The sequence below is a fragment of the Streptomyces hilarionis genome, from assembly GCF_024539675.1.
In the GTDB taxonomy this organism is placed as follows: domain Bacteria; phylum Actinomycetota; class Actinomycetes; order Streptomycetales; family Streptomycetaceae; genus Streptomyces; species Streptomyces hilarionis.
Window position 1 is genome coordinate 14,943 of sequence record NZ_JAHHIT010000130.1, and the last position, 12,669, is coordinate 27,611.

At 70.8% G+C, this 12,669-nt stretch carries 8 protein-coding genes; 1 reads left to right on the plus strand and 7 read right to left on the minus strand.

Annotated features, from left to right (window positions below; genetic code table 11):
- Positions 1-89: 89 nt before the first annotated feature.
- The 7 genes from topA to bldG form a co-directional block, all read right to left on the minus strand.
- Positions 90-2,936 (minus strand): type I DNA topoisomerase, encoded by a 2,847-nt coding sequence (gene topA, locus KMS84_RS28005; RefSeq protein ID WP_256919240.1) that lies wholly within the window; start codon positions 2,934-2,936, stop codon positions 90-92.
- Between the two features lie 371 nt (positions 2,937-3,307).
- Positions 3,308-3,505 carry a hypothetical protein gene (locus KMS84_RS28010; RefSeq protein ID WP_256919241.1) on the minus strand — a complete coding sequence of 66 codons (198 nt, stop codon included), beginning with the start codon at positions 3,503-3,505 and terminating at the stop codon, positions 3,308-3,310.
- A 305-nt stretch (positions 3,506-3,810) separates the two neighbouring features.
- Positions 3,811-5,352, minus strand: coding sequence for a DUF7059 domain-containing protein (locus tag KMS84_RS28015; protein ID WP_256919242.1), 1,542 nt, complete (start codon positions 5,350-5,352; stop codon positions 3,811-3,813).
- Positions 5,353-5,494: 142 nt separating this feature from the next.
- Positions 5,495-6,097 (minus strand): small secreted protein, encoded by a 603-nt coding sequence (locus KMS84_RS28020; protein ID WP_256919243.1) that lies wholly within the window; start codon positions 6,095-6,097, stop codon positions 5,495-5,497.
- Between the two features lie 194 nt (positions 6,098-6,291).
- Positions 6,292-8,697, minus strand: a complete 2,406-nt coding sequence (locus tag KMS84_RS28025; protein WP_256919244.1) for a sodium-translocating pyrophosphatase — start codon at positions 8,695-8,697, stop codon at positions 6,292-6,294.
- A gap of 292 nt (positions 8,698-8,989) precedes the next feature.
- Positions 8,990-9,415, minus strand: a complete 426-nt coding sequence (locus tag KMS84_RS28030) for an ATP-binding protein (protein WP_256919245.1) — start codon at positions 9,413-9,415, stop codon at positions 8,990-8,992.
- Between the two features lie 118 nt (positions 9,416-9,533).
- Entirely contained in the window at positions 9,534-9,875 is a 342-nt protein-coding gene (gene bldG, locus KMS84_RS28035) for an anti-sigma factor antagonist BldG (protein ID WP_009189842.1), read from the minus strand.
- An 81-nt stretch (positions 9,876-9,956) separates the two neighbouring features.
- Between bldG and KMS84_RS28040 the strand changes: the two genes are divergently transcribed.
- The coding region (locus KMS84_RS28040) for a DEAD/DEAH box helicase (RefSeq protein WP_256919246.1) at positions 9,957-12,669 on the plus strand (2,713 nt) is incomplete at its 3' end.

Genomic DNA, 12,669 nt, shown 5'->3' on the forward strand with positions numbered 1-12,669 from the left:
GACCGCCCCGACACCAAAGTGATGCCGGGGCGTTCGTTTCGCGAACCTGCCGTGGAGGAACGGTGGCCGGTCCTGGACCCGCCGGGCCGTCAGTCCTTTGACGAGGACGACGGGGAGGCCGTCGCCTTCTTCGCGGCCGTCTTCTTGACGGTGGTCGTCTTCTTGGCGGCCGTCGTCGTCTTCGCGGTGGCCTTCTTGGCGGCCGTCTTCTTCGCCGGGGCCGCCTTCTTCGCCGTCGCCTTCTTCGCGGGCGCCTTCTTGGCCGTCTTCTTGGCCGGCGCCTTGGCGCGCTTCTCGGCGAGCAGCTCGTAGCCGCGCTCCGGGGTGATCTCCTCGACGCTGTCGCCGGAGCGCAGGGTCGCGTTGGTCTCCCCGTCGGTGACGTACGGGCCGAAGCGACCGTCCTTGACGACGACCGGCTTCTCGCTGACCGGGTCCGTGCCCAGCTCCTTCAGCGGCGGCTTGGCGGCGGCCCGGCCGCGCTGCTTGGGCTGGGAGTAGATCTCCAGCGCCTCTTCGAGGGTGATCGTGAAGAGCTGGTCCTCGGTCTGGAGCGAGCGCGAGTCCGTGCCCTTCTTCAGGTACGGGCCGTAGCGGCCGTTCTGCGCGGTGATCTCCACGCCCTCGGCGTCCGCGCCGACGACGCGGGGCAGCGACATCAGCTTGAGGGCGTCCGCCAGCGTGACGGTGTCCAGCGACATCGACTTGAACAGCGAGGCCGTACGCGGCTTCACGGCGTTCTTGCCGGTCTTCGGGGTGCCCTCGGGGAGCACCTCGGTGACGTACGGGCCGTAGCGGCCGTCCCTGGCGATGATCTGGTGGCCCGACTCCGGGTCGGCGCCCAGCTCGAAGTCGCCGCTCGGCTTGGCGAGCAGTTCCTCGGCGAACTCGACGGACAGCTCGTCGGGCGCGAGGTCCTCGGGGATGTCCGCGCGCTGGTGGCCCTCGGCGTCCTTCTCGCCGCGCTCGATGTAGGGGCCGTAGCGGCCCACGCGCAGCACGATGCCGTCGCCCACCGGGAACGAGGACACCTCGCGGGCGTCGATCGCGCCCAGGTCGGTCACGAGTTCCTTGAGGCCGCCGAGGTGGTCGCCGTCGCCGTTGCCGGCGTCCGCGGCACCGCCCTCGACCGTGCCGGTGCCCTCGCCGAAGTAGAACCGCTTCAGCCACGGCACGGCGCGCGCCTCGCCGCGGGCGATGCGGTCGAGGTCGTCCTCCATCCTGGCGGTGAAGTCGTAGTCGACGAGCCGCCCGAAGTGCTTCTCCAGGAGGTTGACCACGGCGAACGACAGGAAGGACGGGACGAGCGCGGTGCCCTTCTTGAAGACGTAGCCGCGGTCGAGGATCGTGCCGATGATCGACGCGTACGTCGAGGGGCGGCCGATCTCGCGCTCCTCGAGCTCCTTGACCAGGCTGGCCTCGGTGTAACGGGCCGGGGGCTTCGTGGCGTGCCCGTCGACCGTGATCTCCTCGGCGGACAGCGCGTCGCCCTCGGCGACCTGGGGCAGGCGGCGCTCGCGGTCGTCCAGCTCGGCGTTCGGGTCGTCGGCGCCCTCGACGTACGCCTTCAGGAAGCCGTGGAAGGTGATGGTCTTGCCGGAGGCGCTGAACTCGACGTCCCGGCCGTCGGCCGCCGCGCCGGCGATCTTCACCGTCACGCTGTTGCCGATGGCGTCCTTCATCTGCGAGGCGACCGTGCGCTTCCAGATCAGCTCGTAGAGCCGGAACTGGTCGCCGCTGAGGCCCGTCTCGGCGGGCGTGCGGAAACGATCACCCGAGGGGCGGATCGCCTCGTGCGCCTCCTGCGCGTTCTTGACCTTCCCGGCGTACGTGCGCGGCTGCGCCGGCAGGTAGTCGGCCCCGTACAGCTGCGTGACCTGGGCACGGGCGGCGGACACCGCGGTGTCGCTCAGCGTCGTGGAGTCGGTTCGCATGTACGTGATGAAGCCGTTCTCGTACAGCTTCTGCGCGACCTGCATGGTCGCCTTGGCGCCGAAGCCGAGCTTGCGGCTCGCCTCCTGCTGGAGCGTCGTCGTACGGAACGGGGCGTACGGCGAGCGGCGGTACGGCTTGGACTCGACGGACCGCACGGCGAACCGCGTGTTCTCCAGCGCGGCGGCCAGGGCACGGGCGTCGGCCTCGTCGAGGTGGAGGGTGTTCGCGCTCTTGAGCTGTCCCAGGGAGTCGAAGTCACGGCCCTGCGCGACGCGCCTGCCGTCGACGGCCTGGAGGCGGGCGACCAGCGACGACGGGTCCGACGAGTCTCCCGCGCGGCCGGTCGCGAAGGTGCCCGTCAGATCCCAGTACTCGGCGGAGCGGAACGCGATGCGCTCGCGTTCCCGCTCGACGACGAGCCGGGTGGCGACGGACTGGACGCGGCCGGCCGACAGGCGCGGCATGACCTTCTTCCACAGGACCGGCGAGACCTCGTAGCCGTAGAGGCGGTCGAGGATGCGGCGGGTCTCCTGGGCGTCGACGAGCTTCTGGTTGAGCTGGCGCGGGTTGGCGACGGCGGCCCGGATCGCGTCCTTGGTGATCTCGTGGAAGACCATCCGCTTGACGGGGATCTTGGGCTTGAGGACCTCCTGGAGGTGCCAGGCGATCGCCTCGCCCTCCCGGTCCTCATCGGTGGCGAGGAAGAGTTCGTCGGACTCCTTGAGGAGATCCTTGAGCTTCTTGACCTGCGCCTTCTTGTCGGCGTTGACGACATAGATCGGCTGGAAATCGTGTTCGACGTCCACACCGAGGCGGCGCACCTCGCCCGTGTACTGGTCCGGCACCTCCGCGGCGCCGTTGGGAAGGTCGCGGATGTGCCCGACGCTGGCCTCGACGATGTAGCCGGGGCCGAGATAACCCTTGATCGTCTTCGCCTTGGCAGGCGACTCGACGATCACGAGTCGGCGGCCGCCCTGTGCGGTCTCGCTGGTCGGGGACAACTTCGCTCTTCTCTCCGGATCGACGCTGGGGCCTCCCCAGGCCTTGCTCCCGGGGGTCGGGTCATGGTGACGCTGCGGAGTGTGACGGTACATCCCGCCCCCGTGTCAAACGGGAAAAGCCCGCAACGGCCACTCGAACGGTAACCCGACTACCGCCATTCCTGCCGCCCGGAGTACCGACCGGCCCTTTTCCGTACGTCCGGAACACGTCGTCCCCTTTATCCGAGGAGACCTCGGGGAGCCTCGGCGGGACCGTGCTCTCGCCGCTCGAACGAAGATCCGGCCGCGCCCTCGAAGTCGGGCCCCGATCCGGTCCCGTCGGTGGTCCGCGCCGTGATCCCGTCCTGTCCGGAGGTGATCCACCGGCGGTTTCAGAGGCGTACGAAGCACCACGCGCCGAGGGCCAGCGTGGCGACCGCGCCGAGGCCGGCCAGGGCCGCCGATGCGACGGGGCTCACATCCTGGGCCACCGGCTCGCGGTGCCGCACCCGGACCGCGGTCCACACCAGGAGTGAGCCTCCGAACAGGACGAACACCATCCCCGCGAAGATCGCCGGCCCACGCTCCATGCTCGTCCCCGCCTCTGTTCTCCCGCTCCCGCACGCTTCCGCCCGGAGAGTGGCACGCGCGGGCGGCGTCCCGGCGAACCCGAGGTGAACGCCGGGACCACGAGCGGGGTCGGCGGCCGGGAACAGCCTCCCAGCCGTCGACGGCCGCAGGCCGGGAACAGCCCCCTGGCCGGGCCGACGGCCTGGGCAGGGGCGACGCGGCCGGCCGGCCGGGGCGACGGCCTGGGCAGGGAGAAGGGACCGGGCGGGGACGAGCGCCTCGGCGGGAACCCGGCGTCGGCGCGGGCCGGGCGCGGGTTCCGCGATCACTCCGCAGGTTCGAGGAAGCCCTGCTCCACCAGCAGGCGGATCTGGGCCGGAGTGCGGTCCCGCAGCGACACCGGGTCCTCGCCGACCAGTTGCGCGATGGCGTCGAGGATCCGGCCGGCGCTCAGCGAACCGTCGCACACGCCCGCGAAGCCCGCGCCGACCGTGTCCACCTTGGTGGCCCGGCGCATACCGCGGTGCTGACGCAGCACGACGTGCTCCGGGTCCTCGGCGCCGGGCAGCCCGACCTGTTCCTGGACGACCTCGGCGGCCAGCCGGAAACGGCCGGCGAGCAGAGCCGCGTCGTCGTGCGTGCGCAGGTGGTCGAGGCGTGCGAAGTGCGCCAGGACCGTGTCGCCGAGCGGCTGTTCGACCGGGTGCGGCCACTCCTCCACCGTGACGACGGGTTCGGCGGCCGCCGTCCTGCGCAGCGTGATCCAGCCGAATCCGACGGCCTTCACCTTGCGCGCCTCGAACTCGTCCAGCCATGCGTCGTAGCGCGCCTGGTAATCGGCCTGGTCGCCCCGGTGATCGCCGGCGTCGCGCAGCCAGAGTTCCGCGTACTGGGTGACGTCCTGCACCTCACGCTGCACGATCCACGCGTCGCAGCCGCGTGGCACCCATGACCTGATCCTGTCCTGCCAGTCCTCCCCCTCCACGTGCTGCCAGTTCGCCAGGAACTGGGCGAATCCGCCCTCGTTCAGCCGTTCCCCCGCTCCCTGAACGACCGAGCGGCACAGATCGTCCCCGCCCATCCCGCCGTCCCGGTAGGTCAGACGGGCCCCGGGGGAGATCACGAACGGCGGGTTCGACACGATCAGGTCGTACGTCTCGTCGTCGCGAAGCGGCTCGAACAAGGAGCCCTCGCGCAGGTCGGCGGCCGGAGCCCCGGACAGGGCGAGGGTGAGCGCGGTGATGTGCAGCGCGCGCGGGTTGAGGTCGGTCGCCGTCACGCGCGTGGCGTGCTGCGCGGCGTGCAGCGCCTGGATGCCGGATCCGGTGCCGAGGTCGAGGGCGGCGGCGACGGGCTTGCGCACGGTGATGCCGGCGAGGGTGGTCGACGCGCCGCCGACGCCCAGGACGACCGCCGCGTCCGCCTGCCGGCCCCCGTTCGCGCTGCCGCCGGCGCCGCCCACCGCGCAGCCCAGGTCGGACACGATGAACCAGTCCTCGCCGTCCGGGCCGCCGTACGGGCGGACGTCGACGGTCGCGGCCACCTCGTCGGGGCCGGCCGGGGCCAGCCAGCCGCTCTCCACGCACGCGTGCACCGGCAGGAACTCCGCCACGCGCGCGTGCGGCGCCGGCTGTTGCAGCAGGAACAGGCGGACGAGAGTCTCCAGCGGCGTGTCCCCGCGGGTCGCGCGCAGCGCGGGCACGGTCTCGCTGCGCGCGAGGGCCGCGTAGGCGGGGGCGCCGAGCAGGTCGAGGAGACCGTCCGCGGTGAAGGAGGCCGCGAGGAGGGCCTCGCGCAGCAGGGCGGCGACCTCGGGACGGTCGGCCGAGGGCAGGGAGGGCGTGGTGGCGTTGCTCACGCCTCCCATTGTCTCCCGATCACCCCCGCGACGGCTTCCCCCGGACGTCCTTCCTCCGCACGCGGCGACTCGTGCCGAGCGCCCGTCGACCCGAGTCCCCGGGCGCCGGCGCGGCGGCTTCGTCCCGAAGCCGCCCCGGGGCGTGCGGGCGTCAGCTCGCCGTCGCGCCGGCCTTGGCGGAGGAGGCGACCTTCTTGCAGCTCTCCTGCTGGGCCATGGCGTTCTTGACGTCGCCCTGCTCGAGGTTCTTCAGCGCGGTGTTGCCGCTCTTGCTGAGCTTGCCGAGGTCGGTGGCGATGTTCTGGAGGCCGTCGGCGAACTTCGCCTGGTCCTTCGTGTCCAGGGCGTCGACCTGCTTCTTCAGGCCCGCGTAGGAGGTCGAGAGGGTGGTGAGCGCGGAGACGGCGTCCTTCTGCTTCTTCTCGCCGCCGTCGACCCCGGGCGGCGGCCCCGCCTTCTGGACGGCCTGGGCGAGCGCGTTGTAGGCGTCGGACATGTCCTGGAAGGCCTGCGAGTCGGTCTTCTGGACGTTCGCGGGAGCGTTGTTGTCCGTGGCGGCCTGCTTGATCGCGGCGTTCGCCGCGTCGACCTTCGCGTCTTGGGCGGGCAGGGCGTCGCAGACCTGCTTGGCCCAGGCGTCGAGTTCCTTGTTGCCGCCGTCGTCACTGCTGCATCCGGACAGCGCCAGTACCAGTACCGCACCGCCGGACAGTGCGGCCGCGAGCTTCTTGTTCACCGGATCGGTCCCTTCCATGGCTCTCGGCCCCGGAACATACACGGCAACCGGGCGACAACCCCAGCACGAATGTCCGCTACATAGCTGAATAGCGGCATTTGCACCAAGAGAGAGAAGGGTCACGGCATGGTCACACGCCCCACACAGGGGGCGGACGGAGCGGCAACCAGCGCCGTCCGCCCGCCCCTTGAGTCGGCCACAGGTGAGCAGGTCTACGAAACCACCGCGGGATCGGCCGACTTGGACGCCGTCCCCGCGTTGTTCTCGTCGCCCACCGCGATACCGCGCCGCTTGGAGACGTAGACGGCGGCCACGATGACGGCGAGCGCCACGATCGCGATCATGATCCGCACGGCCATGCTCTTGTCCTCGCCGTAACTGAACTTGATCACGGCGGGCGCGATGAGCAGCGCCACCAGGTTCATGACCTTCAGCAGCGGGTTGATCGCCGGACCGGCGGTGTCCTTGAACGGGTCGCCGACCGTGTCGCCGATCACCGTCGCGGCGTGCGCCTCGCTGCCCTTGCCGCCGTGGTGGCCGTCCTCGACGAGTTTCTTCGCGTTGTCCCACGCGCCGCCGGAGTTGGCCAGGAAGACGGCCATCAGCGTGCCGGTGCCGATCGCCCCCGCCAGGAACGCGCCCAGCGCCCCGACCCCGAGGGTGAACCCGACGAAGACGGGCGCCAGCACGGCGAGCAGTCCCGGTGTGGCCAGCTCGCGCAGGGCGTCCCGGGTGCAGATGTCGACGACCTTGCCGTACTCCGGCTCCTCGCTGTAGTCCATGATCCCGGGGTGCTCGCGGAACTGCCGCCGCACCTCGAACACCACGGAACCGGCCGAACGGGACACCGCGTTGATCGCCAGTCCCGAGAACAGGAAGACGACCGCCGCGCCCGCGATGAGACCGACGAGGTTGTTGGGCTGCGAGATGTCCATCATCAGGTTCAGCGGCGCGCCCGCTCCGGAGAGCTTCTCGCCCACGTCCTGCGCGCCGCTCGTGATCGCGTCCCGGTAGGACCCGAAGAGCGCCGACGCCGCCAGGACCGCGGTGGCGATGGCGATGCCCTTGGTGATGGCCTTGGTCGTGTTGCCGACGGCGTCGAGGTTGGTGAGCACCTGCGCGCCCGCGCCCTCGACGTCACCGGACATCTCCGCGATGCCCTGCGCGTTGTCGGAGACGGGTCCGAAGGTGTCCATCGCCACGATCACGCCGACCGTGGTGAGCAGTCCGGTGCCGGCCAGCGCCACCGCGAACAGGGCCAGCATGATCGACGTGCCGCCGAGCAGGAACGCCCCGTAGACGCTCAGACCGATCAACAAAGCCGTGTAGACGGCCGATTCGAGGCCGACCGAGATGCCGGCCAGGACGACCGTGGCGGGGCCGGTCAGCGACGACTTGCCGATGTCGCGCACCGGTCGGCGGGAGGTCTCGGTGAAGTAGCCCGTCAACTGCTGGATGACGGCGGCCAGCAGGATGCCGATCGCCACGGCGACCACGGCGAGGACGCGGGGGTCGCCGTCCTTGCCCTGGACCGCCGCGTCGGTGACGCCGTCGAGGTCGGCGTACGTGCCGGGGAGGTAGACGAAGACGGCCACGGCGACTAGCACGAGCGAGATCACCGCGGAGATGAAGAAGCCCCGGTTGATGGCGGACATGCCGCTGCGGTCGGCGCGGCGCGGGGCGACCGCGAAGATCCCGACCATGGCCGTGAGCACGCCGATCGCCGGGACCAGCAGGGGAAAGGCGAGCCCGGCGTCGCCGAAGGCGGCCTTGCCGAGGATCAGGGCGGCCACCAGGGTGACGGCGTACGACTCGAAGAGGTCCGCCGCCATGCCGGCGCAGTCGCCGACGTTGTCGCCCACGTTGTCGGCGATGGTCGCGGCATTGCGCGGATCGTCCTCCGGAATGCCCTGCTCGACCTTGCCGACCAGGTCGGCGCCGACGTCGGCGGCCTTGGTGAAGATGCCGCCGCCGACCCTCATGAACATGGCGATGAGGGCCGCACCGAGGCCGAAACCCTCCAGCACCTTCGGCGCGTCGGCCGCGTACACCAGCACCACGCAGGCGGCCCCGAACAGGCCGAGCCCCACCGTGAACATGCCGACGACGCCGCCCGTACGGAATGCGATCTTCATTGCCTTGTGCGAGACGGCGGTGAGATCCTTTTCGGGTTCGCCTTCTCCCGGAGTCGCTTCCCGGGCCGCCGCGGCGACGCGCACATTACTGCGCACGGCGAGCCACATGCCGATATAACCGGTGGCCGCCGAGAACGCGGCGCCGATCAGGAAGAAGATCGACCGCCCTGCTCGCTGATTCCAGTCGTCGGCGGGCAGCAGCATGAGCAGGAAGAACACGACGACGGCGAATACGCCGAGTGTGCGCAGTTGCCGGGCCAGATAGGCGTTGGCGCCTTCCTGGACCGCCGCCGCGATCTTCTTCATGCTGTCGGTGCCCTCGCCGGCCGCGAGCACCTGGCGCAGCAGTACACCCGCGACCACGAGCGCAGCCAGCGCCACGACCGCGATGACCACCACGAGCAGGCGGTTGCCGCTGGTCAGTTCTGCCGCTGCGAGAGTGGTGGGGTGGTCCAACGGATGAGTGGTGTGAAGCCCCGCCATTCGTCCTCCTTGACGCTTGGGCTGAGCTCAAGATGTGGACGGATTGTAGGTACCGGAACCTGATCAAAACAGAGCGCGGGAAACGAAATTCGCCTTTTCGTCAAGTAATGCCTTCAGGGCATTGATCGTGAATTACTTCACGAATTGCAGTCGATTTTCGCCACCTCATGACCCGGCGTCCCATGATTCACTTCTTGAGATCACTGTCAGCATGCCCGAGTCCCCAGGTGCGCGCATGCCGAAGGGCCCCACCTGAGTGGGGCCCTTCGGGTGAGAAAGCTCTGTGGTCGGCTCAGACGGGTGTGGCCGCCGACGCGCTCGGCCACGTCATACGGATCTGCCCGCCGTGTTCCCCGGCGGTGACTTCCACGTCGTCGACGAGGCCGCTGATGACCGCGAGGCCCATCTCGTCCTCCTCGGCCTCCACGTCCCCGCCGGAACCGGGCGCCCGGTCGCCGGGCGCCGCACGCGGCGCCTCGTCGCCGACCTCGATGGAGAACTGCTTCTCCTCCTCGATCAGCAGCACCTTCACCGGGGCGGTGATGCCGACGCTCTGGTGCAGCCCGACGGCGCGGGTGCAGGCCTCGCCGACAGCGAGTCTGACCTCGTCGAGGACGGCCTCGTCCACTCCGGCCCTGCGCGCCACCGCTGCCGCCACCAGACGGGCGGTCCTGACGTGCTCGGGCAGCGCGCTGAAACGGAGTTCAACGGTGGCCATGCGTCCCCCTCGGAACTACGGGCGTGCTGTCAGGGGGCCGGGCCGTCTCGGCCCAGACCCCCGTCATTGGTCGACCAACCGCGCCCGGGCCGCACGGGGCGACCCGGGACGAGGTGGATCAGTCGGTGGCAGCGACCGCTTCGTCGACCGAGGTGTGAATCGGGAACACCTTGGTCAGACCAGTGATGCGGAAGATCTTCAAAATACGCTCCTGGTTGCAGACCAGCCGGAGCGAACCCTCATGGGCACGCACCCGCTTCAGTCCGCCGACCAGCACGCCGAGCCCGGTGGAGTCGAGGAAGTCCACGCCCTCCATGTCGACGACGAGGTGGAAATTCCCGTCGTTCACCAGCTCGACCAGCTGCTCGCGCAACTTGGGCGCGGTATATACGTCGATTTCGCCACCGACCTCGACGACCGTACGATCGCCGACGGTACGGGTCGACAGGGACAGGTCCACGGATCCTCCAGCACCTTGCTATCGAGCGGTCGTCCCTCGGAACACCTGGGCAGGAGCCCCCGGGACGGTACGCCAGCCGCGATGGCATTCAATCACTTACCGGCAGGCGTGCACGACGCCTTGGCTCCATTGTCCGTCACGCCAGTGACACACTCGGTGCCGATGGCCAAGAATCACCGATCCGATCGACCCTCGTCCGAGGCCGCGCCGCGCCTGTCTCCGGGCGAGGTCCTGGACCGGCTCGCCCCGGGACCGAGCCGGGCGTCGCGCATCACTCATACGGAGCACTTGCCCCCGCGTGCGGGCCGCCATGCAGTCTGGCCGGACCGGATTCGATCCGAGGTCGTCGCGGCCGTGCAGGCCTGCGGCATCGAGCACCCCTGGGCGCACCAGGCCCGGGTCGCCGAGCACGCCCTGGACGGCGACAGCGTGGTCGTCGCCACCGGCACCGCCTCCGGCAAGTCCCTGGCGTACCTCGTGCCGGTCCTCTCCGCCCTCCTGGACGGCTCCGAGGCCCCCAACGGCCGCGGGGCCACCACCCTCTACCTGGCGCCCACCAAGGCGCTGGCGGCGGACCAGTGCCGTTCGGTGAAGGAACTTTCACAACCTCTGGGCACCGCCGTTCGGCCGGCCGTGTACGACGGCGACACCCCCTTCGAGGAACGGGAGTGGATCCGCCAGTACGCCAACTACGTCCTCACCAATCCGGACATGCTGCACCGGGGCATACTCCCGTCCCATCCCCGGTGGTCCTCCTTCCTCAAGTCGTTGAAGTACGTCGTGGTCGACGAGTGCCACACCTACCGCGGCGTGTTCGGCTCCCACGTCGCCCAGGTGCTGCGCCGTCTGCGCCGCCTGTGCGCCCGCTACGGCGCCTCTCCCGTCTTCCTGCTGGCCTCCGCGACGGCCGCCGACCCGGCCGTGGCCGCGGGCCGTCTCACCGGCCTGCCGGTGGTCGAGGTCGCCGACGACGCCTCCCCTCGCGGCGAACTGGTGTTCGCCCTGTGGGAGCCTCCGCTCACCGACATGGTCGGCGAGAAAGGTGCACCCGTCCGGCGTACCTCCACCGCCGAGACCGCCGACCTGCTGACCGACCTCGCCGTCCAGGGCGTGCGCACCGTCGCCTTCGTCCGCTCCCGACGCGGAGCCGAACTGATCTCGGTGATCGCGCAGGAACGCCTCGCCGAGGTCGACCGCTCGCTGGCCCGGCGTGTCGCGGCCTACCGCGGCGGCTACCTCCCCGAGGAACGGCGCGCCCTGGAACAGGCCCTGCACTCGGGCGAGCTCCTCGGCCTCGCCGCGACCACCGCCCTGGAGCTCGGCATCGACGTCTCGGGCCTCGACGCCGTCCTCATCGCCGGCTACCCGGGCACCCGCGCCTCCCTGTGGCAGCAGGCCGGCCGGGCGGGACGGGCCGGGCAAGGCGCGCTGGCGGTCCTCGTCGCCCGCGACGACCCCCTGGACACCTTCCTCGTCCACCACCCCGAGGCCCTGTTCGACCGCCCCGTGGAGTCCACGGTCCTCGACCCCGACAACCCCTACGTCCTCGCCCCGCACCTGTGCGCGGCGGCGGCGGAGCTCCCGCTGGCCGAGGAGGACCTGGCCCTGTTCGGGCCCGAGGCCGAAGGCCTGCTGCCGCAGCTGGAGGCCGCGAAGCTGCTGCGCCGCCGGACCAAGGCCTGGCACTGGACCCGCCGGGAGCGGGCCGCCGACCTCGCGGACATCCGCGGCGGGGGCGGCCGGCCGGTCCAGGTCGTCGAAGCCGGCACCGGCCGGCTCCTCGGCACGGTCGACGCGGGCTCCTCCCACACCACCGTCCACGAGGGCGCCGTCCACCTCCACCAGGGCCGCACCTATCTCGTGCGGTCCCTGGACCTGGAGGACTCCGTCGCCCTGGTCGAACAGGCCGACCCGCCGTACTCGACGGTGGCCCGCGACACGACGTCGATCTCGGTCCTGGAGACGGACGTCGAAGTCCCCTGGGGACAGGGCCGGTTGTGCTACGGCTCTGTCGAAGTCACCAACCAGGTCGTGTCCTTCCTGCGACGGCGTGTCATCACCGGGGAAGTCCTCGGCGAGTCGAAGCTCGACCTCCCTCCTCGCACGCTGCGCACGCGTGCCGTGTGGTGGACGGTCACCGAGGACCAGCTCGACGCGGCCCGGATCAACCCCGAGATCCTCGGCGGCGCCCTGCACGCCGCCGAACACGCCTCGATCGGCCTGCTGCCCCTCTTCGCCACCTGCGACCGCTGGGACATCGGCGGGGTCTCGGTCCCCCTCCACCCCGACACGCTGCTGCCGACGGTCTTCGTCTACGACGGCCATCCCGGCGGCGCGGGCTTCGCCGAGCGCGCCTTCCACACGGCCCGCGCGTGGCTGACCGCCACCCGCCAGGCCATCGCCTCCTGCGAGTGCGACGCCGGCTGCCCGTCCTGCATCCAGTCCCCCAAGTGCGGCAACGGCAACGACCCGCTGCACAAGAGGGGCGCAGTACGGCTCCTCACGGAACTCCTGCGGGAGGCTCCCGAGGAGCCTGACGCGCCCGAGGAGAAGGAAGAGAAGACGGAGACAGCCGCGGAGCGGACGCCGGGGACACCCGGAGCGCCAGGAACAGCGGAGGCACCGGGGGCGGCGGAGGCCTCGTGGACGTCCGCGACGACTGCCACGTCCGCCGACTCTGCCGCGTCCGCCGACTCTGCGGCGTCTGCGGCCACCGCGACTTCGGGGGCGACGACAGCGCCGAAGCCGGGAGCGGGTCCGGGGGCGGGAGCGGGTCCGGGGGCGGAAGCAGGTC